The sequence below is a fragment of the Mesobacillus jeotgali genome, from assembly GCF_014856545.2.
Taxonomy (GTDB): Bacteria; Bacillota; Bacilli; order Bacillales; family Cytobacillaceae; genus Mesobacillus.
In genome coordinates this window covers 1,966,914-1,988,803 of sequence record NZ_CP109811.1, presented here as the reverse complement: position 1 = coordinate 1,988,803, position 21,890 = coordinate 1,966,914, and the positions used below count along the sequence as shown (strand labels likewise).

31 protein-coding genes and 1 pseudogene are annotated in these 21,890 nt (G+C 41.0%); 5 read left to right on the top strand and 27 right to left on the bottom strand.

Translation table 11 applies throughout. The features are described 5' to 3' along the window. Nucleotide 1 precedes the first annotated feature (1 nt). The 6 genes from FOF60_RS09910 to FOF60_RS09885 all read right to left on the bottom strand — a co-directional run bounded on the left by FOF60_RS09910 (nucleotide 2) and on the right by FOF60_RS09885 (nucleotide 3,517). Nucleotides 2-742 (bottom strand): class I SAM-dependent DNA methyltransferase, encoded by a 741-nt coding sequence (locus FOF60_RS09910; protein ID WP_192471329.1) that lies wholly within the window; start codon nucleotides 740-742, stop codon nucleotides 2-4. Between the two features lie 67 nt (nucleotides 743-809). Beyond that, nucleotides 810-1,247 carry a GyrI-like domain-containing protein gene (locus FOF60_RS09905; RefSeq protein ID WP_192471328.1) on the bottom strand — a complete coding sequence of 146 codons (438 nt, stop codon included), beginning with the start codon at nucleotides 1,245-1,247 and terminating at the stop codon, nucleotides 810-812. Nucleotides 1,248-1,258: 11 nt separating this feature from the next. Continuing rightward, nucleotides 1,259-2,032, bottom strand: coding sequence for a phosphotransferase (locus tag FOF60_RS09900; RefSeq protein WP_192471327.1), 774 nt, complete (start codon nucleotides 2,030-2,032; stop codon nucleotides 1,259-1,261). Between the two features lie 50 nt (nucleotides 2,033-2,082). After that, nucleotides 2,083-2,643 (bottom strand): AAA family ATPase, encoded by a 561-nt coding sequence (locus tag FOF60_RS09895; RefSeq protein ID WP_192471326.1) that lies wholly within the window; start codon nucleotides 2,641-2,643, stop codon nucleotides 2,083-2,085. Further along, nucleotides 2,640-3,059 carry a VOC family protein gene (locus tag FOF60_RS09890; RefSeq protein ID WP_192471325.1) on the bottom strand — a complete coding sequence of 140 codons (420 nt, stop codon included), beginning with the start codon at nucleotides 3,057-3,059 and terminating at the stop codon, nucleotides 2,640-2,642. Before FOF60_RS09890 ends, FOF60_RS09895 begins: the two co-directional genes overlap by 4 nt. Before the next feature lie 131 nt (nucleotides 3,060-3,190). Further along, nucleotides 3,191-3,517 carry a hypothetical protein gene (locus FOF60_RS09885; RefSeq protein WP_225650045.1) on the bottom strand — a complete coding sequence of 109 codons (327 nt, stop codon included), beginning with the start codon at nucleotides 3,515-3,517 and terminating at the stop codon, nucleotides 3,191-3,193. 119 nt (nucleotides 3,518-3,636) lie between these two features. Here FOF60_RS09885 and FOF60_RS09880 point away from each other — a divergent pair, with 119 nt between their 5' ends. Continuing rightward, complete coding sequence (locus FOF60_RS09880) at nucleotides 3,637-4,137, top strand: CBO0543 family protein (RefSeq protein WP_192471323.1); 501 nt, start codon at nucleotides 3,637-3,639, stop codon at nucleotides 4,135-4,137. A gap of 50 nt (nucleotides 4,138-4,187) precedes the next feature. On the opposite strand, the gene FOF60_RS09875 is transcribed toward FOF60_RS09880, so the two are convergent. From FOF60_RS09875 to FOF60_RS09855, 5 genes and pseudogenes are all read right to left on the bottom strand, one after another. Continuing rightward, nucleotides 4,188-4,550, bottom strand: a complete 363-nt coding sequence (locus tag FOF60_RS09875) for a DUF2500 domain-containing protein (protein ID WP_192471322.1) — start codon at nucleotides 4,548-4,550, stop codon at nucleotides 4,188-4,190. 82 nt (nucleotides 4,551-4,632) lie between these two features. Beyond that, nucleotides 4,633-5,097, bottom strand: coding sequence for a GyrI-like domain-containing protein (locus FOF60_RS09870; RefSeq protein WP_192471321.1), 465 nt, complete (start codon nucleotides 5,095-5,097; stop codon nucleotides 4,633-4,635). A gap of 31 nt (nucleotides 5,098-5,128) precedes the next feature. After that, nucleotides 5,129-5,620 (bottom strand): GNAT family N-acetyltransferase, encoded by a 492-nt coding sequence (locus FOF60_RS09865; protein WP_192471320.1) that lies wholly within the window; start codon nucleotides 5,618-5,620, stop codon nucleotides 5,129-5,131. A gap of 34 nt (nucleotides 5,621-5,654) precedes the next feature. Beyond that, nucleotides 5,655-6,128, bottom strand: coding sequence for an 8-oxo-dGTP diphosphatase (locus tag FOF60_RS09860; RefSeq protein WP_192471411.1), 474 nt, complete (start codon nucleotides 6,126-6,128; stop codon nucleotides 5,655-5,657). A 150-nt stretch (nucleotides 6,129-6,278) separates the two neighbouring features. Then, nucleotides 6,279-6,476, bottom strand: a pseudogene (locus FOF60_RS09855) (GNAT family N-acetyltransferase); the annotation flags it as partial. A gap of 217 nt (nucleotides 6,477-6,693) precedes the next feature. Between FOF60_RS09855 and FOF60_RS09850 the strand changes: the two are divergent. Further along, nucleotides 6,694-7,167 carry a hypothetical protein gene (locus FOF60_RS09850; RefSeq protein ID WP_192471319.1) on the top strand — a complete coding sequence of 158 codons (474 nt, stop codon included), beginning with the start codon at nucleotides 6,694-6,696 and terminating at the stop codon, nucleotides 7,165-7,167. 63 nt (nucleotides 7,168-7,230) lie between these two features. Here the strand turns inward: FOF60_RS09850 and FOF60_RS09845 are convergent, their stop codons facing one another. The 5 genes from FOF60_RS09845 to FOF60_RS09825 all read right to left on the bottom strand — a co-directional run bounded on the left by FOF60_RS09845 (nucleotide 7,231) and on the right by FOF60_RS09825 (nucleotide 10,893). Further along, nucleotides 7,231-7,506: a DUF3977 family protein gene (locus FOF60_RS09845; protein ID WP_225650044.1), complete on the bottom strand. Its 276-nt coding sequence runs from the start codon at nucleotides 7,504-7,506 to the stop codon at nucleotides 7,231-7,233. Continuing rightward, complete coding sequence (locus FOF60_RS09840; protein ID WP_192471318.1) at nucleotides 7,481-7,876, bottom strand: VOC family protein; 396 nt, start codon at nucleotides 7,874-7,876, stop codon at nucleotides 7,481-7,483. The genes FOF60_RS09845 and FOF60_RS09840 overlap by 26 nt, the downstream gene beginning before the upstream one ends. Before the next feature lie 36 nt (nucleotides 7,877-7,912). Beyond that, nucleotides 7,913-8,506 carry an NUDIX hydrolase gene (locus tag FOF60_RS09835; protein ID WP_192471317.1) on the bottom strand — a complete coding sequence of 198 codons (594 nt, stop codon included), beginning with the start codon at nucleotides 8,504-8,506 and terminating at the stop codon, nucleotides 7,913-7,915. Nucleotides 8,507-8,650: 144 nt separating this feature from the next. Next, entirely contained in the window at nucleotides 8,651-9,511 is an 861-nt protein-coding gene (locus tag FOF60_RS09830) for a cation diffusion facilitator family transporter (protein WP_192471316.1), read from the bottom strand. 209 nt (nucleotides 9,512-9,720) lie between these two features. Then, nucleotides 9,721-10,893 carry an FAD-dependent monooxygenase gene (locus tag FOF60_RS09825; protein ID WP_192471315.1) on the bottom strand — a complete coding sequence of 391 codons (1,173 nt, stop codon included), beginning with the start codon at nucleotides 10,891-10,893 and terminating at the stop codon, nucleotides 9,721-9,723. A 435-nt stretch (nucleotides 10,894-11,328) separates the two neighbouring features. Between FOF60_RS09825 and FOF60_RS09820 the strand changes: the two genes are divergently transcribed. Then, nucleotides 11,329-11,718, top strand: a complete 390-nt coding sequence (locus FOF60_RS09820; protein ID WP_192471314.1) for an NUDIX domain-containing protein — start codon at nucleotides 11,329-11,331, stop codon at nucleotides 11,716-11,718. Between the two features lie 11 nt (nucleotides 11,719-11,729). Continuing rightward, entirely contained in the window at nucleotides 11,730-12,314 is a 585-nt protein-coding gene (locus FOF60_RS09815) for a histidine phosphatase family protein (protein WP_192471313.1), read from the top strand. Nucleotides 12,315-12,370: 56 nt separating this feature from the next. Here FOF60_RS09815 and FOF60_RS09810 read toward each other — a convergent pair whose 3' ends face one another. The 9 genes from FOF60_RS09810 to FOF60_RS09770 form a co-directional block, all read right to left on the bottom strand. Beyond that, a complete protein-coding gene (locus FOF60_RS09810; RefSeq protein ID WP_264647697.1) occupies nucleotides 12,371-13,186 on the bottom strand; it encodes a DUF2268 domain-containing protein in 816 nt (271 codons plus the stop codon). Nucleotides 13,187-13,208: 22 nt separating this feature from the next. Beyond that, on the bottom strand, nucleotides 13,209-13,766 hold the full coding sequence (locus FOF60_RS09805; protein ID WP_192471311.1) for a GNAT family N-acetyltransferase: 558 nt from the start codon (nucleotides 13,764-13,766) through the stop codon (nucleotides 13,209-13,211). A 12-nt stretch (nucleotides 13,767-13,778) separates the two neighbouring features. Then, nucleotides 13,779-14,210, bottom strand: coding sequence for an NUDIX hydrolase (locus tag FOF60_RS09800; protein ID WP_192471310.1), 432 nt, complete (start codon nucleotides 14,208-14,210; stop codon nucleotides 13,779-13,781). Between the two features lie 6 nt (nucleotides 14,211-14,216). After that, complete coding sequence (locus FOF60_RS09795; protein ID WP_225650043.1) at nucleotides 14,217-14,426, bottom strand: class I SAM-dependent methyltransferase; 210 nt, start codon at nucleotides 14,424-14,426, stop codon at nucleotides 14,217-14,219. Nucleotides 14,427-14,528: 102 nt separating this feature from the next. Further along, nucleotides 14,529-14,663 carry a hypothetical protein gene (locus FOF60_RS09790; protein WP_264647663.1) on the bottom strand — a complete coding sequence of 45 codons (135 nt, stop codon included), beginning with the start codon at nucleotides 14,661-14,663 and terminating at the stop codon, nucleotides 14,529-14,531. Beyond that, the gene (locus tag FOF60_RS09785) at nucleotides 14,660-15,214 is read right to left on the bottom strand and encodes an HAD-IIIA family hydrolase (protein ID WP_192471309.1); all 555 of its coding nucleotides are present in this window, start codon (nucleotides 15,212-15,214) and stop codon (nucleotides 14,660-14,662) included. Before FOF60_RS09785 ends, FOF60_RS09790 begins: the two co-directional genes overlap by 4 nt. 163 nt (nucleotides 15,215-15,377) lie before the next feature. Next, a complete protein-coding gene (locus FOF60_RS09780; RefSeq protein WP_192471308.1) occupies nucleotides 15,378-15,860 on the bottom strand; it encodes a CcdC family protein in 483 nt (160 codons plus the stop codon). Between the two features lie 82 nt (nucleotides 15,861-15,942). After that, nucleotides 15,943-16,302, bottom strand: coding sequence for a response regulator (locus FOF60_RS09775; RefSeq protein WP_192471307.1), 360 nt, complete (start codon nucleotides 16,300-16,302; stop codon nucleotides 15,943-15,945). A 258-nt stretch (nucleotides 16,303-16,560) separates the two neighbouring features. Beyond that, nucleotides 16,561-17,268, bottom strand: coding sequence for a cytochrome c biogenesis CcdA family protein (locus tag FOF60_RS09770; RefSeq protein WP_192471409.1), 708 nt, complete (start codon nucleotides 17,266-17,268; stop codon nucleotides 16,561-16,563). 301 nt (nucleotides 17,269-17,569) lie between these two features. Here FOF60_RS09770 and FOF60_RS09765 point away from each other — a divergent pair, with 301 nt between their 5' ends. Then, on the top strand, nucleotides 17,570-17,740 hold the full coding sequence (locus FOF60_RS09765; RefSeq protein WP_192471306.1) for an aspartyl-phosphate phosphatase Spo0E family protein: 171 nt from the start codon (nucleotides 17,570-17,572) through the stop codon (nucleotides 17,738-17,740). A gap of 573 nt (nucleotides 17,741-18,313) precedes the next feature. Here the strand turns inward: FOF60_RS09765 and FOF60_RS09760 are convergent. Beyond that, a complete protein-coding gene (locus tag FOF60_RS09760; protein WP_192471305.1) occupies nucleotides 18,314-20,107 on the bottom strand; it encodes an ABC transporter ATP-binding protein in 1,794 nt (597 codons plus the stop codon). A gap of 3 nt (nucleotides 20,108-20,110) precedes the next feature. Further along, nucleotides 20,111-21,859, bottom strand: a complete 1,749-nt coding sequence (locus FOF60_RS09755) for an ABC transporter ATP-binding protein (protein WP_192471304.1) — start codon at nucleotides 21,857-21,859, stop codon at nucleotides 20,111-20,113. Between the last annotated feature and the right edge of the window lie 31 nt (nucleotides 21,860-21,890).

Below are 21,890 nucleotides of genomic sequence, written 5' to 3'. Positions count from 1 at the left end.
GTCATTCTCCTCGCTTCGTACCGGAGATGATCAATACCAGTGGAATTCTCATTCTTCGCTCGTACTCTTCCCGGTTGGAGAAGTTCTCCGGACGCGGGGTGCCCTCCCTTAAATCCTCCACCATGAAACCGGCAGCCAATAAAAGCTGGAAATACTCCTCGACCGTCCGGTGGTATTTAATCACCTTTTTTCCGATCCACGGTTCGACCCGTTCGCCCTGGTTAAAATAGTCATCCACAACCCAATCACTTCTCCTGCACGAGCCTTCTGCACTTTTCGCCGAGGAGGTAAGAACAGGATGCTGAACGCTGAAGATAAACTTCCCGCCAAGCAACAGTGAGTCATGAACCTTTTTAAAGACGCTCGATAAATCAGCTACATAATGGAGAGCAAAACGTGAAAGAACAAGATCGTATTGCTCTGGCTGTGGCTGCCATTCTTCCATTGAAGAATGCAGAACCTGTCCCGTAGTTCCTTCCAGATTTTGTGTTGCAGCCAGAGTCATATTTTCAGAGCCTTCCACACCTAGGTAAGAGGTTCCGCCTTGTTGTAATAGTTCAACCCCAATTTTCGCATCACCGCATCCTAAATCCAGAACCCTTTTTCCAGTTACATTTCCAATCATCTCGAGCAAAATAGGCTTTTCAATGATATTGTTTGGACTTTCCGGCCTGTTTCTCCGCTTCATATAACTCTCGTAAAATTCCCCTTCGTCATAAACAGAGGCACCTCTGAACTCCATCCTATCCCCTCCACTTTCTAAAGAAAGACAAATCTTTGATATATTACCATAAACATAAAAGATTGTCTTAGTCTTTAATAGGAATATATATTTCTACTTTCTCCACGTCATTTTCCACTGGATGATAAGTTTCTAAAATGAAATTTTCCAAAGTATCACGCGCATAGCCCTGTTCATCAATCCATTGATCCAGCGTTGAATATAAACTGCCCATCTCTGTTCCTTTTCCTCTAATCATTCCATATGAGTGCTGAATATCGAGAATTTCAGCTCCTTCGGGTAAGGTATCAAACTCAGCATTTACCAATACTCCGACATAGAAAGTTCCCTCATTATGGCTCTCACTTACTTTGGGCTCGTACACGGTAACCTCAGTTCCCGCTAGATTTGATGCTCTTTCTAAAAATTGATTGGCGGCCTTGGGGACTAACTCTGCAAAATCTTTGTAGAGCCCTGTATGTTTCTCGCCAATCACTTTAAATTCCTTTTTTACAACCTGGCACATAATATAGCCTCCTAAAAAAATTCATATAAACCTTCTTCAAAATATCGGAATTCTTCTTCCGTTACTCTGTAACGAGTATATCCTTCATAAAATGCAGCCAACAATTCAGGGTTGTTTCTTATCTTCCGAATAGCCAATGCTTCATCATAACGTGGATCGCCAAGTGTCATACCAGCTACGTCAATGAACATCCGCACTTCTCCATCAATCAACAGCACATTATCAGTTGTGGAATCTCCGTGGATCATGGTTTGTTTTACATAATTGGGTTTATTAACGATCAACTGATCCAATAATTGCAAGCTGCCATCGGCTTGACCTGATTCAGCATATATACGTGCTCTTTTCAGCTGGGTTTCAAGCCAGTCAAAATCTGTTTTGAAGACAGGTTCTTGTTCATGAAGCTGCATAATAAACTGGCCAAAACTGCGGAATAGTCTCTGTTTTTCCCAGCTTGATTCGGCATTTTTTAATGCTGCAGTCAGAGTTATTCCTTTCTCAAACGACATCAGCAAATGACTTGCATGCTCATCTTCCATGAATCCATAATATCTGGGCACTGGTATTGATCTCTGTAAAGACAAACTCTCAAGAATCTCCGCCTCGGACTTTAGCCACTCTCGATATTTTTCCTTAAAAGCACTTTTCAAAAGGTAAGTGCCGTCTCCAGTGACGATCCCGCTAACTTCAGAAGTGCAGCCTTGATCAGGAAGCTTAACAATCTCTTTTATCTCACCTAGAAAATCCTTAAAGAATTCCTGACTATTCCTCATTTCCATCTCCATATTTGTTCCCCCATCACATTTACCATCCAGCAAACAAGAATGCTGTAGACTTACAAACCAAAATACTCCTTAATCTGCTGGGCAACTTCTGTCGCGCTTAAGTGAGTATTATTTATTCGTATATAATTCTCTCTTTCAATCTCACCTGCATTTGAATTCAGGCGGTATTGGTCCATCGACTGAACCAGGTCTTGCTCCGACCATGTCAGGTTTCGTTTTGATGGCTTATGCTGGAGCCGATGCGGACTTTTATTCCGCTTCAGTCTTTCATCTAAATCCGCTTCCAATTCAACAAAATACACTGTTCCGCCCTCTGACTCGAATAGCTGGCATACTTGATCTACATAATCCCTGTCTTCCTTCATATCAAATGCCCAGACATACGTGAAAATCAAGCCATATTGATCGCTTTTGGCCATCGCCTTAAAGATTTCCTGACGAAAAAGCCCGACTAAACGCTTCCCCTCTTTTGTCCCGTAGTCAAAAAAGGGATTAACCAGATCAATTGTCATATGGTTATGAAAAAGCTTTAGTTCTGTTATCTTTTCAAGTTCATGCCCTACCGTCATTTTACCGACAGCCTGCGGCCCAAAAATCAAAACAAGTTTCATGTTGCCTCCTTCACAAGCCTTTCTTTAAACTGTGGGCTCAACTCACTCCATACGTCGAATTTGTTTCCATCAAGGTCACTAAAAACAAAATTCCTGCCTGCATGGCCTCTGTTTTCAATCTCACCGACTCTAATCCCACGTTCCGTTAAATCATTATGTAATGTTTTAAGGGCCTCAAGACCATCCACTTCATAGGTAAGAATGAACCTTTCCTCTCCATTAATGTCCGTAAAGTTTGAACTCTGCCCCGGAGACTTCACCAAAAACAGACTGATATCAGCCAAACCCATGATTGCCTTGTCTTCATCTAAGTAATTCAATTTAGCCTTAAGCATATCTCTATACCAATTCGACGATTCCTTTGGATCCTCCACTGGAATATAAATTGTTCCTACCCTGATTAATTGGTTTATCATTCTCATCACCTCTGTATTAAAATTCTCTACTTTCTGGAATTCACCTTCTTATTTGTCTATATTTTCCTCAAATGAACTTGCGAAAATATATAAAGCACTCCCTAACTTGGGAGTGCTTGTCGGTCCTTTTTTCACTCTTTGTCTTTTCCCTTTATTTTCTCCCTGAGATCTTCTAACTCCTCAATGGATAGTCCGCCAAGTGCCTTTGAGATATCTTCTTCAATTTCTTTTCTGTTTCTTTCTCGGTATTGGTCCCACCACTCCCGGAGCCCTTCTGTATTGTTGAGCAAATATTCAATATCGATAACTTCGACTTCATCATCGGATATATAGTTAAGCACAGCTGCCAACATATGATTTAATTTTTCCGCTTCATCTTTTGGTTCTGCCTGCTGGGGCACCTTTTCTTGCTGTTCATTCTCTTTTTCATCTATTTGATCTGCGGATTTTTTCGGCAAGGTCTCACCTTCTTTGTACTCTTTTAAATGCATTATTCCCTTTAGCCCGATTTTTATAGAAAAGAATTGCCATACATAAATTATCCCCAATGTAACATTTTAATGATGAGGTGGTACTCTTGCGAAAAAAACAAAAGAATTTATCCGTAGGGTTTTTATATATTTTAACCATTATTGGCATTTTCCTATTGCCCTTTGCAATTGTAAAACGTTCATTCAAGGATTGGGTGATCGTTTATTTAGTCAGTATCATCGGAAACTCATGGGCAGATCGATATCTTGTCTCAAAAGGCTATCTGAAATATGATATCAGGCCATTCAAAAATAATTTCAAAATCCATTTACCTTTTGACTATGTACATTATCCTTTAATGCTTCTTTATTACAATCAATGGACACTCAATAGCAAGCCGCTGGGTATTATCTTAAAACTTTTCCCGTTCCTCATCCCGCAAGTATTAGTCGAAACCTTTGCTGCCAAGAAGACAGATTTAATCACCTGGAAAAAGGGATGGAGCTGGCAGCACTCCTTTATCAGCTTAGCCATTAAAATGTTAGTTTGCCGAGCCATCATTTCAACCATCCGTATGATCAACAGGGATGACCTTTCCGTCGATTAGCACATAAAAAGACCAAATCATGATATGATTTGGTCTTTTGAACTCTCCCCTTAACGATGTCTTGTAAAACCTAAATAACGAGTTCCCTGAAAACTCAGTTCTCCATAATCCCCCTCAACCACCTGCCCATATTCCTGGCCGTTCACCTGCAGCTCCAGCCGGTCTCCACTATCGAATTCAAACGTCACATAGTATAGGCTGCGGGCATTCGTTTCTCCCCCGCCGCGCACGCTCGTTCTTTTCGTCACTACCTGAGCGTTAGAATTCAAACGTGGTGACTGATTGTTTTTACTCCAGGTACCTATGCTTTTAATGATCGTAAAAATAATGATTCCAATGACTAAAATAAAGATTGCTCCCATAAAGATCGGGACAACAGTAAACATCCAATCCCCTTGCGCTTCCACCATCATAATAACCTTCCCCCTGTATTCATCTATATGTGTTATCTATCTACGATTGAGGAAGAAATTAGGTTTCAAAAACTTCCATTTTTTACACTTCAAAGGCAACCGTATCCATGAGTTCCACATCTAAATTGTCAGGATCAGACCATTTATAAAATGCTTCCAGATGCCATTTTTCCGGAGTTCTCCGGTAGCCATTCATTTCGATCCATTGATGAAGCTCGGTATACGCCTCCCTGATTCCATTGTTCGTTCCTTTGTGTCTAAAAATAGCGTACATTTGACCAGGTATGGTTAGACCAACCATGCCTTCGGGTATCTCTTCAATTTCTGATACTTCAACACATACCCAATATCCATCTTCCTCATTTGCACGATGTTCGACTACAAAAGCTCCATACTGAAAACCTGGGTTCACCGTATTCGCAATTTCACCCGTTCGTTCACTCAACAGCTTTGAAGCTTTCGGAATCTCGACGATATACTGGTCCCCGGGACACAACACCCGGAACCCCACCAACTTCTTTTCTGATAACCGCTTTACTTCTGGCATGCTTAATTCCCCCCATTTTTTAAATGTCAATTTAAATCTCAAGATGATATATAAACATTTCTCCCTCTCTTCCCAATGCAGTAATGCCCTTGTCCACGAAGCCGCCCTTCTTATAAACATTTTGTGCAACTACATTCGCATGATTTACAGCCAATATGACCTCATTTACCTTTGGAAAGTGCTTTTTTACAAAGGGGCTCAATAGCTGTATGGATTGTGAAGCAATACCTCTCCCCTGATACTCTGCATTTATTGAGTATGCACGTAATAGGATCGCTTCTTTATTTTTGCTAAAAGCTTTAACACCCTCCCATCCATGGAGGACAAAGAATCCTGCAGGCTGACGGCCAAACAATATGACAATTGGGTGTCTGTCTGGCTCAGACTCGCATTTTTGCAGTGCGTCGACCGGAAGTGCTGTATACCTTTGCTGCTCTTCAGACAAACTGTAATTCGACAGCAACGCTTTATATTCTGGCTTGTAAAAGACCAAAGAAACGATTCCTTTTTCTACAATTGACATATAGAACTCTCCTAAAGTGAAAACCAGTAATCATTTATGTACTTTTAATCGCAACATTGCCCTCTTTGTTTTCTTCTTGATCCCATGTAACCTGGATCTCGAATGTTCCCTCTTGAAAAAACAATGGAAACCTTCTTCTGATGGATTCCTGCATAGGGAGGTGATATGCCTCTTCAATGTTAACCCAAACAACTCTTCCTTCCGGCCCGTTCTCCAGCAGTTCACCCTTAAAATCACTGGTTATATAGTTGAAAATCATATATCGATCCAATGCCTTAGTGTTCACATATTCGTATAACCCTTTGTATTTCAAATTCCACACATCTAAACCAGTTTCCTCTTTTACCTCTCTAACAGCACTTTCCATGATGCTTTCCGGAAAATCGACTTTACCGCCTGGAGGAATATAGCCTTTGAAATGATCATGCTGCCGGTCGATCAGTAAAACTTTGTCTCCATTTTGAATCATACACACAGTCCATAGTTTATAGTTGATGTGATCGCTCATCTCATCTCTTCTCCCCTTAGTTAATTCCTTTTCCAACACAATCTTCAGAATCCCGTACCGGTCGATATATGTATTTGTTATGTCAAAACCGCTTTTGATGTTTAAAATTAACATACTGCGCCATTTATTCAGTGTCTTAGTTTGAACGGTTTTGTAGCCTTGTTTTTCCAAATAGCGATGTTGAATGTTCATTAACTTAGAAGCGACACCTAAATGGCGATAATCCGGGTGTACTCCCCAAAGCCAGCTGTAAAACTTTTCATTGGTCAGTTCATATCCTATTTTGTAACCAATCACTTTGGAGCCTTCAAAAGCAACACTGAACAGAAGATGAGGCTTACTCTGCATTTTTTCTATAAAGCCATCAGTTGTATCGAATATAATTCTGTGCACATCTAAAATACCTTCTAAAATACCCTTTTCAGGAATGCAGCTATATACTTCATAATCTATTTTCAAGTGCTCAACCTCCTAACCATGCTTGCCCATTCCCCATTTAAATGATTGCTGCATATACTCTTTAATAGGCTGAAACCCTTTACTTATAAAATAAGGAGAGATCAAGTTGCACAATAGACAGAATGTGGCCCAAAGTTTGCCGGTTCCTTCACTCTGGGGGATTGACGCGGAGATTGCCGGGAAGCCGATTGTCAGAGGGACAATCACAATCAATTCCCTCTCAGGGAGCACCTTGACTGGAACCGCTAATTTTCGGGGGAACCCCATCCCAATCCAGGGAACCTGGGATGAAAATTCGCAATCCATCAGGTTCGATTCACCTTATGCTTCATTTGCTGGCCAATTGATGATTTATGATGATGCAGGTATCAATGTTCGCCATTTGGTGTTAAGCGGCAAGTTTCTGATGAAACCACCATCTCTGCAAGCCGGTGAATCGGGAAGCTGGATTGCTACCACTGATACAGTGCTGACTGGCCCGCCAATCAACACAGGAGTTATACCGCCTGTAGGTGTTTTTTTAACATCCGATCTCCTTTATAACACTGGAAGGAGAAATTCAAGGGGATTTTTCAGATGAATGTACGGTACTAATCTTCAGATATAAAATCTGGAGATTACGTGCTCACTTATTGGACAAACCTCACTGCTTACTCACTATACCGAAAATAAATTTAAATTTCTTATCGTTCTTCGCCATCGTTTTTATGCCTTCCCTGGAATCGATAATGATCACTGACTTCCAGAACCAGATTCTTATATAAGCTGAATGAAAATACACAGGGCCCTTAATCCCCTTTTCCTCATATTCATCCCCGTTCTCCATTTCAAATTCTGTTCTGGCAAACCAGGTATTTCCGAAACCGATTTCAATATATTTTGTTGGGGGCATTTCAACCATTTTTTCCGAGGATGACATTTTTTCTCTCATTCATTTCCTTTTCTTCTATGTACTCGAAAAATCCAATCGAATTTCCCCAAGGATCGGAAAATGTTGCCCATTTTACTGGAACTTCTTCTCTCGAAAAAATCTCAAATGATTCGATATTTATTTCATTGATCAATCTGGATCTTTCGTCTTCAATTGACTTAACACCCAAACGCAAAGGGCCGCTTCCATCAGATGGCGTTCCCTCTGCTACCTGCAGCCAGCAGCCGGGTATCAATTCCCACTCGGCAAAACCATCATGCGGTGTAAAATCAGGTTCTTTTTTCAACAGAGATTTATACCATTTTAAGCCTTCATTGAAATCAGAAACCCGCACCTGGTATGTCATTTCAAAAATCACTCCATCCGCCTCCTTCATATACTTTCTCGTGTAATATCATTTATCTAAGCCAGGCTCCAGCTGTGAAATAACCTGGTCCATTAAGCTTGCTTCTTTCTCAAATAATTCAGCTAAAAAGAGCAGCTGGGGGAAAGGTTCAAGGGGAAGTTCAAAATTTATCTTCTGGCTAAACATAGCCTTGCCTCCCTGTTCAATAAACTGTTCCAGCGTGATTCTCTGCTTACATATAATTGAGATGTCCTCTCGTGATAACAGCAGAAGCCCAATTGTCTCGGAAGAAGGTACTGGAGCCATGTTTGAACAGGCCAGATACATTGCTGTTGAAGCAGTTGGATCTGAGCCTTTTATCAAGATTGGAGCAACTTCCTCTTTTGATTGTATTTTAATAGCTGTGTCATTCCATTCTCTTTTAAAAAAAGTGATCGGGGAGGTTACAAGCTTGATTTCCATGGAAGATTCTTCGAGAACTTCGCGTATTGCTGTCTCCTGGGCACTTTCTTCTTTTTCACGATGACCACCAAGCCTGACCACGCCAAGCTTGTCCCCTTTTCTTGTTGGTCCCACCTGAAAAGGAAATAATCCATTATACATAGTATAAGCCCCGGATGTGCGGACATGTTTCGTCTCCATTGTTTATCCCCCCACTTTTCATAAAAGTTTTCTACATTAACACTGTATTTTCCTTCTTTTAGTAATAGGCGTACTTTTGAACCTGGTTTCGGCGAGTTCGCATCAAAGGTTTGAAATAAAATAGAATCGCGCTAAATGCACGATTCAATTTACATCGACAAATATATTTTCAACTGGGATTTTCGTCGATCCAGATACCAGATCTTTAATCATTTTCTGCATATTTTTAATCATGCCACCAGTAGTCTTTACGCGAATCATTGTATAAACTTCCGCTTCATTTACACACCATACTTTAACGTCCTGAACATTAAGCTCCCCGTTCATCCTTTGTATGGACTTCTTAATCTCATCGACTGAATATCCTTCAGGCGTTCCTTCCATCAAGATGTTAAAGGATTCCTTCGTGATCGAGATTCCTCCACGAATAATAATGAAAGAAGTAACGATACTGCCAACCGGGTCCAGCCAGACCAGGTCAAAGAACATAATGGCGAGTGCAACAATTACCGCACTGAGACTGGTGATCATGTCAGCAAATACATGTAAAATCGCGCTTCTCATATTCAGGTTCGCATCGCCCTTTGACAATATATAGCCAACAAGTGCGTTAATCAAAAGTCCAATGATTCCGACCGTAATCATTTGTTCCGGAATGATTTCCACAGGTCTGATCATTCGATTGACCGCCTCATACATGATGTAAAGCGGAATCAGAATTAGCGTAAGCCCGTTGATAAAAGCAGCAATCGGTTCAAAACGCTTGTAGCCAAAGGTCCTCTTTTTTGTAGCTGCCTTAGTGGACATGATTGCGGCAACAAGGGAGAGAATCAGCGATATAGCGTCAGAACTCATATGGACACCATCACCGATAATCATTAGCGACCCTGATATGAATCCATAAACGATTTCAATTAGAGCAAAGGAAATCGTTAGCCCCGCTGCCCAAATGAATAACTTTTTGTTTTTATTATGATTTACATACTGCTCCTGAGAAGCGCTCATAAACATCATCCTCTAGATTAGAATTATTATAATCTAATAACACACCAATCAAGAGTTGAAAATCAAGAGTAATTGAGAAAATAAATTTTAATTGAGAATAGTATTCATCGTCAGATGTTTATTCATAAGAAAATCAGACTTGTTAATAAATTCATTAATAATAATTATTATCAATAAATATAAAAAAGGCTGCTCGAAAGCAGCTCTTATTAAGCTTTGTATCCAAGTATCCAATCCAGTCTGTTAATTTTAAGTTTATCTGGAACATGCCTAATAATTTGATTTCTGACCATCATCGCCGCCGGGTTTTCAAGTTGCATCATTCTAGCCATCATTCTTGAGTCTTTAATAATTCTTGTAACGCGTGGTATTCTCTCTTGCTCAAATAGACTGTATGCTTCCTCAACTTCTTGAGGATATTCCTTGAGATAGCGTGCGAGAATTAATGCATCCTCCATCGCCTGGGCTCCGCCTTGCCCCAGGTTCGGCAGCATGGGATGGGCTGCATCTCCCAACAGAGTCACTCTTCCTTTATGCCATTTTTTCAGCGGCTTGCGATCAAAAATTTCATGAACAAGGATGTTCTCCTCTTTGGTAGAATCAATGACATCTGCAATTGGTCCCCACCAACCTTTGAATTGCTGTAAAGCGAGATGTCTTTTATTTTCAACCTTAACAAGTGACCCTTGAGGCGTGTTGATCGCAGCGAACCAAAACACGCGGCCATTTCCTAAATGTGAAAAACCAAATCTCTTTCCGTTACCCCACGCTTCGAATCCTCCACCCAGTTCGGCCGGAAAACGGGCATCTTCATATTTTGAAATTCCTCTGACAGCAGTGAAGCCTGAATAGCGCAGCTTTGACTCCTCCATAATATACTGCCTTACTCGAGAATGTACCCCATCCGCTCCAATGAGAAGGCCTGAATTTAGTATTTCTCCATTCTCAAAAAAGCTTGTGATTTTTTCAGGATCCTGTTCCAGTCGTAAAAACTTTTTTCCAAGCACTACTGTATTAGGATCTAATTTTTCATATAAAATTCTTTGTAAATCAGGACGGTATAGTAAATAGCTGAACGTTCCATATCGTTCTGCCTGCATGTGGACCGGCATTTCTACAATAAGTTGTCCATCAGGAGTCCTAATTTCCGCCTTTTTCACTGGCGAGCCAGCCTGGCGCACCTGATCCGCTAACCCGAGTTTTTCCAAAACCTTGATTGCGTTGGCAGACAATACAATACCTGCACCCATCTCCTTTAGTTCCGAAGCTCTCTCAAGAACCTTCACCTTAAGGCCCAGCTGCTGCAAGGCAATCGCCGCGGATAGTCCCCCGATACCAGCACCGATAATCGCTGTATCAGAATGGTTTATTGAATTGACCATTTGCCCTGCCCCCTTTTGTGGGAATCTTTAGAGTTCCCACCTTCTGTTTTGCCGATAGAGACCTTCTATCGTACACTTTTCTCGGTTTCCGCCTTCCGTTTGGCCGATAGACCCCTTCTATCGGACATTTTTCTAGGTTTCCACCTTCCGTTTGACCGATAGAGCCCTTCTATCGGACACTTTTCTGAGTTTCCGCCTTGTGTTTGGCCGATAGAGCCCCTCTATCGGACACTTTTCTCGGCTTCCGCCTTTCATTTGGCCGATAGAGCCCTTCTATCGGACACTTTTCTTAGATTCCGCCTTGCGTTTGGCCGATAGAGTCTTTCTATCGGACATTTTCATCGATATCCACATTCTAAATGTCCAATAGATTCTGTTAACATGTTAAAATATAGTAAAATTTCTATAATATTAGTAGTGAGGTGCGTGATTTTTTTGACTAGACCGAGAGCTTTTGCTGCCATCATTAAAAACAATTATATACTTATGACAAAACATGTCTATTCGGACGGTTCTTTCTGGACACTTCCTGGCGGAGGTCTTGAAGCAGGAGAAACCTATGAAGACGCAGTCATTCGGGAAGTGAAAGAAGAAGTGAATCTGGATGTTGAAGTAGTTGACTATCTTTTTACTGGTCGATACAGCGGTGGGGAGGAAAGGTGTTTTTTAGTGCGACCATTAAACGACAAAGAAGCCTCGCTCGGCCACGACCCTGAACTTGGCGACAAACAAACATTAAAAGAAGTGAAATGGCATTCACTTGAATCGGTGAAGGATGATCTTCACGTTGCTAAAGTATTAGAAGCTATGAAGTTGAAAGTATAGAGGTTTAAAAGATGATTACAGAAGTATATTTCGTAAGACACGCTCATTCTGTCTTCTCCCTGGAGAATGAGGAGACACGGGAGCTTTCCGAAAAAGGCTGGAGAGATGCAGAGAAAATCACTCAAATTCTTTTACAGGAAAATATCAATCAAATCATTTCAAGTTCATATGTCAGAGCAAGACAAACGGTCGAAGGACTGGCAAATCTGCTGAATCTGGAAATTGAGTTAGTTCCCCGTTTTAGAGAACGGGATCTAGCTGACAGAAATCATCATTTTGAAAATCCAGTGGAAGCCATGCAAAAAGTCTTCTCAAACCCTGCATACAAATTTCCTGGAGGAGAAACCAATCTTGAAGTGCAGCAACGAGGAATTGATGGGTTAAGGAATGCCGTAAAGAAGTATAAAGGCCAGAAAATCGCAATAGGTATTCATGGTAATATTATGGCCTGCACGATGAACTATTTTGACAAAAAATATGACTTCGAGTTCTGGAAACAAACCACCAAACCAGATATTTATAAGCTCTTAATTAACGACCACTTTGAATTAGTCGCTTGTGAACGGCTTTGGAAGGAAGAACTTCTTCGCACTTGAAAAAATGAAGGCAGCAGCCTGTCTATAGGTTGCTGCCTCTCGCCTTCTAATACACACTACATTTTCTCCAATCCATTTTCCTGATAGTTTTCAAGGAAAGACTCAGGTTTTATGAGTAGTAAATCCTCAAACGTTTTATCAGGATAAACCTCCGCGAAAGCCAGGAAAAGATGATAGGCGAATGCATAGCCAGCCATATATGGAATTCCCTGCTTCGGATTGCCAAAAGTAAAAAGGTTTTTGGTCTTACCATCGGTAGAATCATATACGCTTTTCGCTTCCCTCCAATAATTCAACTCCACTTCTGAGGTGAATTCATCCTTCCACCAACGCTTATCGGGGTAAAGGCTTAAGCTGAAAAATTCCGCGCCCCCTTCCATCTTAAACCATTCGGCCAGGGAAAAAGTATCGAGAGTAAGGTCATAGATAGGATTACATGGTATGGCATGATGGAGTTCGTGGGCAATCATATAGCTAAGAAAGTCTTCGTCTGGTTCAGGCAGGACTGCAATCTGGATGTTGTTTGGACCGTTGGTAAATCCATTTGTCCACATTGATTGAGGAAGTTTCTTGTGCCATGGGAATGGTATCGCTGGAAAAACAGTCACTGTTACCTCATCAAAAGAAAGATGGTTACGAGCATTGTTTATTGTTTCATCAATGATTTCATTTACCCTTTTGGCATCCCAGGAGTAAGCCTCAGCCTCCCCTTCTGTGAGTTCTTTGAATTTAAACAACTGAAACCGTTCCGCAATTTGTTTCCACTCTTTCATCCACGTATTTTCATTTACAAGTGGACTTAGATTTTTTAAGAGAAAAGAATCTAAGTCACCTCTATGCTGGTAAAGGTCCATTGGGGCAATTTGACTCACCTTGTTCAATTAATTCACCTTCCTAGCTTCGGTTCTGATAATAAATACAAAAGTCCGTCCAGCGGTCATTTTCCAGGGAAAAGTCCTTTCTAACACATTCATAAATGAAACCTGCTTTTTTGGCCAAGTTGATCGACGGAAGGTTGTCTACGTGAATATGCAATTCAATTCTATGGAAATCGAGTCTATTGAAAAATAGTTCCCTCGCAGCAACAACACTTTCGATCCCATAGCCTTTTTTCCAGAATTGATTATGGATCGAGTAACCCATCATTGCCCATTGATAATCCATTCTCATAATGGTCATCAGTTCTATTTTTCCAACATTCACACCATCTTCTTTTCGAAAAACTCCAAGGTTATACCTTTTATCTTCCTTCGCTGACTGGTCAAAATTGCTTACCCACTCGGCAAACCAATCTTCCGTGTATACATCCAAATTGGATGGGCGTCCATCGTCATGCCTGTATTGAGATGGCAATCGGTTATCAAACTGCTTATACCAATTATGATAATCATCTCGCTTAAATGGGCGTAAAACCAGTCTTTCAGTTTCAGTATACACATCCACTTTTACCACCTCTTCCACTCCTTAGCAGATTAAATCCAGCAACCCATCAGGAACCAATCTCAACTTATTAGGTCCAAACTCACTTACAGGAATCCACTTTAACGAAAAAACAGATCCGTCATCTTCCTTCCCTGTAAAAGTATCCAAATGATAGAAAGCTTCATCCTTGAACTCCGCCTCATAAACGACCACAATCTCATGGCCTAATTCACCGTTATAGGTAAAAATATTTTCAATTGTTCCGAGGTAGTTTATATTCTTAATCTCGGCAGAAATTTCTTCATACACTTCTCTTTTAAGTGCGTCCAAGCTTTTTTCACCGTATTCAATTCCACCGCCAATCGGCCGGTAGTAGTAATCCTTCTTCACCAAATCATAACCTTCTGCTGCCAGTATCGACTCACCTTTTTTTAATAGACAAATAGCCAGTGGCCTGATGACTCCTTTTTTCACTATCAATCACCTATTTTCATACAGCTTGGCTGTCAGAACCCCTGTACCAAAACCGATATCCAGAACTCTCGCATTTTCCTTTTCCATAACTTCATTGAAAATTTTATTCAAGATGGCTCGATAACCTGCAAAGGGATATACTCCATTTTCTTCACTTACCTGTACTGTTTTGTCATAGCCATCTGCCCATAAATCAAAACCTTGTTTATTTAACATGAATGCTCCTCCAATTATTCGAGAATATCGCGCAATTCCTCAAAATTTAGACTTCGATGTTCTCCCTATTATTTCCGTTATCCCTGATCCTTCTTACCTGGCTCAACCTCTTTTCGCGATCTCCTCAAGCAGAGATATGATTTGATCGTTCTGTTCAATCATTTTCTCATTTTGCTTCCTGAGCTTTGTAAAATCGACCATAAATGCAAATAAAAGAATGGCTATAATGACCGTCATTTCTTTATTCCTTCCTTCCCCATAAGCCAGTGTATTGCCTCATTCAAATCACTGGCAATAAAGTCCGGCTGGATTTCTCCCCATCGGCCATAATACTGTTTGTTTATGTATTTATCATAGGCTTCCTGGCCGCTGCCTGTTTTGACCAATATCTTGATGCTGCCAGCTTCATCGGCAGCCAGCATGTCCGTCCATCTATCACCTATCACAGCACAACGATTTAATTCCAGATTATTTTCAAACGCAGCTCTTTTCAGCATGCCGGGCGAAGGTTTCCTGCAAGTGCAGCTTTCCTCATGGCTATGAGGACAAATGTATGCCTTATCCAAACCAGAGTATTTCAACTCTTCCTCAAACTGGGCAACAGCAGCTTCTCCATTCGCGATCCCTGGTTGGTTCGTAAAAGAATAAACTAAAATATTATTGTTTTTTAATAGCTTAATTGATTCCTTGACACCCGGGAATAACTTAAAATCCCCTGGATAAATCACTTTGTCACTTCCCCCAAGGGTTCCATCACGGTCTATAAAAACAGCCTGGATATGCAGCACTTTATCTCCCCCTCGAAAACAACTCCAAGAAAATCTAATTTTTCACTTTTTAATAATTCAATTAACTCCATCATACCATTCAATAAAATACATTTATATCCAAAATTTCCAACACTAAGCGAAATAACAAAAAAACCTTTGCTGCTTGGCAAAGGTTTTCTGATTAATTCACATTCTTACTACTATTCACTGCATTGTGAAGCTTTTTAAACTGCAAATACATCGCGACTCGCCACGGAACGATCATCCCAAAAGCGAGAATCCAGAACATGCCGCCCAGTTCACCTACATCGAATGAGCTGCTTAGCACAAGCTTAGCAATTACACGTACGATCAACAGACCGATCAAAATGAAGGCAAACGCCTTGGATCTTTTTAGAAAGATTTCCCGACCCCGCACTTCAAATTTAGAGGTCTTTATAAGAAGTATCGAAAATAACATTCCCACTGTAAGTGCCTCAATAATCTGTAAAGAATTTACCCGGAACATTGGGAAGATGAACATGAGCGCACCGGTGCTCATGAAGATTGGCGGTAAGATAATTTTCTTGGCAGATGCTGGTTTTTTGGCGGCCTTCATTCTCATGAAAGTCACAAAGATGGCCATGCCAACTGCTCCAACTGTTGACGCCAAAACATAATTCATTCTTAATTTCATCCCTTATTATAGATTTCCACATTATTATAATGAAAATAAGCCATTTAAGATAGTCTTAAATGGCTGTTTTTTATCTTAATACTCTTGATACGGAGTCAACTACCTGTGAATCATCGAATGGTTTAACGATAAAATCCTTCGCGCCTGCCTCGATGGCATCCACTACCATTTTCTGCTGACCCATGGCAGAGCACATGATAATTTTTGCATCTTTAAAATCTTTTTTGATTTCTTTTACAGCATCCAGTCCGCTCATTTCAGGCATTGTAATATCCATTGTCACAAGGTCGGGCTTTAGCTCACGATACAGCATGACTGCTTCACGTCCGTTTTCAGCTTCCCCTACTATTTCGTGATTTGCTTTCTTCAGAATATTGGTTAAGGTGATCCTCATAAATTTTGCGTCGTCAACTATCAAAATTCTGGCCATTGCTGTATCCTCCCCGACAATCACAACAAATATATTAATTTGTTAAATTTCTCCTTCATTACTATATAACTATATTTAACCATTATTTTCAATGTAAAGACACCGACAAAATTCTCGGCTGGAAAAAGTTCCTTATGAGATAATTCTAATTTTGGTCATTAAGTACCTGAATAACCCAAAGTTTTTAACGGTTTAATCGGATTTCGGCATTACTCCATAAAAATTTTTACAGAGCTAAACGCATCCAATTATCACATTTTAAAAACCTGTAAAATCGCCAAAAAACATAGAAAGAATCGAAATCAGCTTCGTCATCCAGTCGAAGAACAGCATGATACCGACTAAGATCATGATATAGCCGCCAATTTTAACAATTTTCACATTATGCTTACGGATCCACTGCATTTTTCCGATAAAGAAAGATAGGATGAAAAATGGAATCGCAAATCCAAGTGTGTAAGCGATCATATAAATCATACCTGATCCAGGATTTGAGCTCGCAAGCAGAATGACCGATGCAAGGATCGGTCCAGTACATGGAGTCCAGCCTGCTGCAAAAGCCATACCGATCAATGAAGACCCGAAATAACCTGATGGACGGTTCTTGAATTCTATCTTCCTGTCTTTCATTAAAAATTCAGGCTTAAAGAAACCAATAACCATTAATCCGAAGGCAACTATAAAGATGGCACCCAATTGACGGATGAGATCCTGGTACTGCATGAAAAATTGGCCTACGAAAGAAGTTCCGAACCCAATTGCAATAAAAATCACCGAAAAGCCCAGCAGGAAAAATAAGGTGTGGAGCAGACTGCGCTTTTGCAGCATCGCATTTTCGCCTTTCAGTTCACCCACGGACATTCCAGTTATATAAGACAAAAATGCGGGATAAAGCGGCAAGCAGCATGGAGAAATAAAGCTTAGGAATCCCGCTCCCATAGCAATGAAAATATTAATATCTGTCATCATTCCATCTCCAGTCCATATTCGTTAGTCCCATTCTAACAAAACCATATACTACTATTATAGTTTAACTGTGAACAATTTATTAATTTCTATAGAAAAGGTGTTTACCTTTTTAAAAACTGGGTATTAAACTATGGTGTATATTTTTAACAGGAAAATATTTTACAAATGTTTCTTTTGAAATTTGGCAGTATATGCTATATACTAATATAGCACTTGTAATAATTACTATATTTATAATGATTTTACATAAGCTTGTTTCATATACTGCCGAGAGATAAAACAAGAAAGGATTTTCACATTGTCTAAAGAGCAACTGATCACCCTCATTGAAAAGAAACGAGAAGAGCTGATACAAATCGCTTCGCAGAACGGCCTGAATTCTACCATAGCTATTACCTATAGCCAGGAACTTGATGAACTATTAAATGAATATAACCGTGTTTATATAAAAAAGATAGCAGCCCATTAAAAAACAGCTAAAACGCCGTAAGCGTTATAGCTGTTTTATTTTTGTGTCTATTTAAGCTGGTTCTGGGCTATTCATTTTAGGGATGGCGCCTACGTGCAATACGCTTCTTATAAAGCGGCTACACTGTGCAGCTGTAAATAATGCATCGGCCCTCCTGGATGGACTATAGAAAACTCTGCTCATCGTAAGCACGGCTGTATGTTTTTTTCCCAGACAAACCTAAAACTTTTTCATTACTTTTCCGATTATTTTTCCTGCACTCTTTCCAGCTTTCTTTGTTATTTGCTTCTTCACTTGTTTTTTTATTTCCTTCTTTATCATACTCTTTAATCCCATCTCTTTCCCTCTTCCTCAATTAAATGGATGATCAATAATAGTACGATTCTTACGGTGAAAAGTTTCACACTTGCCCTGATATGATTAAAATGAGCGTTGTGCTCTAAATTTGCCAGTCAACACAACACGAAGTAACATTACCAGATAACTCATAAGGTAGTTCTCATTTTAATCAATAGCATATAAAAATAATGACGATTACCATTTAGTAATCGCCATTTTACATAATATAATTATTTATCCAACAACATCTTCCAACCGTTCGACTGAACCATTCTGCAGGAGATACATCTTGTGGTAAAGCCCCTGTTGGGCAAGAAGTTCCTGATGTGTGCCTCGTTCAACTATTTCTCCATGATGGAGGACGATGATCTGGTCTGCATCCTGGATAGTCGACAGCCTGTGGGCAATGGCGATCGTCGTCCTGCCTTTGCGCATTTTGGCGAGTGCCGTCTGGATGGCCTCTTCGGTTTCAGTATCAATATTTGCAGTCGCTTCATCGAGGACAAGGATTTTCGGATTTGCCGCTATCGTCCTCGCAAAGGCGATCAATTGCCTTTGTCCGCTAGAAAATGTTGAACCTCGCTCTGTCACTTTTTGGGCATATCCATCCTCCAGTTTTTCAATGAAAGAATCCGCCTGGACAAATTCAGCTGCCCTCTTTATATCTTCTTCAGTCAAATCGCTGTTGTGCAGCCTGATATTATCCCCGATTGTTCCGTAGAACAAAAACGGATCCTGAAGCACTAGTCCCATTTTATCTCGCAGCTCGTTAACTGGATAATTTTTGATCGAATGATCATCAATTAAAATATTTCCGCGCTCGAATTCATAAAAGCGCATCAGCAGATTGATGATTGAGCTTTTCCCGCTTCCGGTGTGTCCGACGAAGGCAAGAGTTTCCCCAGGATTTACGGTGAAACTGATATTTTTCAATACATCCCTTTTGCCATCATATGAAAAGCTGACATCCTTGAATTCAATTTTGCCTTCATTGATTTTGCCAGCTTCCGTCCCAGTCTGGCCCGGAGCAAGCTCATCTTCATCAAGCAGCTTGAAAACTCGCGATGCAGCGACTATTGCCTGCTGATACATAGAAAGTCGCATCATCATATTGTTCACCGGCTCGAAAAAGCGATCCAGATAATTGATGAATGCATACAGCACCCCGATCTCAATCGGGCTGTCAAAAGAGGTAATTCCAAAAAAGCTGAGTACGATAATTAACGCTAAAATATAGACAAGGTCAACCGCGGGGCGCAGCAGGAGTCCATCTGCCTTGATGTTTCTCATCCCAGCGTCAAAGTGCTTGTCATTGATTTCGCCGAATTCTTTTTTCAATCTTTCTTCCTGTCGGAACATTTGGATAATCGACATTCCCTGTAATGATTCACTAAGCTTCGCATTCAGCTGGCTCAGCCGTTCACGCATATCCTGATAAAACCTTGAGCTCAGTTTACGATACAAGCTCATGATAAACACGATGAATGGTAAAATCAGCATCGTGAATAATGCCAGCTTCACATTCAGGACGAACATCGCGACAAAGATCCCGAACAGCAAGAAGCCGCTTTGGATGAAAGTCGCAATGACGCTGACGAACATATCCTTGATTGCCTCAGTATCATTTGTAACTCTTGACACAAGCGAGCCGGCAGGCGTTTTATCGAAATATTTCAGTCCTAGCTGCTGGACCTTTGTAAATACATCAATCCTCATTTGCTGGATGATTTTTAACGCAATCTCCTGAAACTTTAGAAGCTGAAAATAAGAAACAAGTACATTGAGAATCTGAATCCCAATATAAGCAGCACCTAGCATCAACAATGGCTCGAAAGGCATGTATCCTTCCCTCAAGTAATCATCGATGAAGATTTTTACCAAAATCGGACCAAGCACGTCACCTACCGTTGCGAGCAGAAGGAATCCGAATGCGATAAAAATCATTTTTAAATGCGGCTTTCCATATGCAAGAAGCCGGAACAGCACTGAACGCTGCTCTTTTGCGTTTAATACAGGCGTTTTTTCCATTGGTCACCCTCCCTGCTCGACAAGCTCTTCAAGCTGCTGCCTCAAATACATATCCTTGTACCAGCCGTCATGCTCCATCAGCTGGTCATGAGTGCCGCGTTCAGCAATCCGGCCATCCTCGAGGACAACGATCAGATCAGCATGGTGGATGGCGCTCAATCGGTGTGCAGTGATAATTGTTGTCTTGTCTTTTCGATTTTCTTTCAATGCGGATAAAATCTGTTCCTCGGTCTTCGCATCGACCGCCGACAAGGAGTCATCCAGGATCAGGATTTCAGGATTCATCACCAATGCGCGGGCAATCGAGATTCTCTGCTTCTGGCCGCCGGAGAGTGAAACCCCCCGCTCCCCGACAACTGTTTGGTAGCCGTCGGTAAATTCGAGAATGTCATCATGGATGTTCGCCACCCTGGCTGAACTATAGATAACTTCCTTATCAACCGAAGGATTTGCGAATGCAATGTTATCCATGACAGTCGCGGAGAAAAGGAAATGATCCTGTGGTACGTATCCGATCGCCTGTCTCAATCGATCCATCTTATAGTCCCGGATACTTCTCCCGCCAATGCTGATGCTGCCTTCTGAAAGGTCGAATTCACGAATTAATAGCTTCAATAGACTCGTTTTTCCGGCACCGGTTTTTCCGACGATTCCCAGCGTCTGGCCTTTCCCTAAATCAAATTTAATATCCTTCAATAAAGCTTCCTGGTCACCAGGATAGGTAAATGACTCAATATTGTATTTAATATCGCCATTCGGGACAATATCCAGCGCATCTGGTTTATCCTGGATGTCGATTTTTTCATCAAGCAAGGCGGAAACACGGTCATATGACGCCCTTCCACGTTCCACAATATTGAAAAACCACCCGAACGCCAGCATCGGCCATACCAGCAAGCCTAGATAGGAAGTGAAAGCTACCAGCTGTCCAATTGTCAGTTCTCCGTTCAATACATACCTGGCTCCAAAAGCAATCGATAAGAAGAATGAGATGCCGACAATGATGGAAATCGTCGGGTCAAATAAAGCATCAACCTTCGCGACAGAAATGTTCTTTTTCACAACATCCTCAGATTGTTTACGGAAATCCTCGATATCTTCTTTTTCCTGGCCAAATGTTTTAATGACCTTGATTCCCGTAATGCTTTCCTGGGTCTTATCGTTTAAATCCGAAAAAGCTTCCTGGGCTTTATGGAACCTTTTATGAAGCATTGTCCCGTACCAGCTTGTCAGCAAAGCCATAAATGGCATTGGAATCAAAGCGATCAATGTCAGCTTCCAGCTGATTGTCGCAGCCATCGCGATGATGACGAAACCGCCGGTTGACACAGAGTCAACAAATGTCAGGACACCGGCACCTGCTGTCTGCTGGATTGCTGAAAGGTCATTTGTGGCATGAGCCATCAGGTCCCCTGTCCTTCTCTTTTGGTAGAAAGACTGCGACATGCTCGTAAAATGAGCATAAAGCCGATTCCTTAATAGGCGGGCCAGTTTTACCGCTGAACCAAAAATCATGATTCGCCAGTAATACCTTAGTGAATACATCGCCAGCCCTGAAGCGGCTAAAACTAAAATCCATTTCCCTAGTTTTCCTGCCGTCAGTGTCCCATTGGTAATCTCATCTACTATTATTCCTATAACGCGCGGCGGGACAAGCTGGAGCAGTGCTACAAATAACAGCAGAGAAATCCCTGTCAAGTAAGCCTTTTTCTCCGACTTGAAGTACCATAATAAATCCTTGAATACGCTCATATGTATATCCCCCAAACCCCTCAAATGCTTA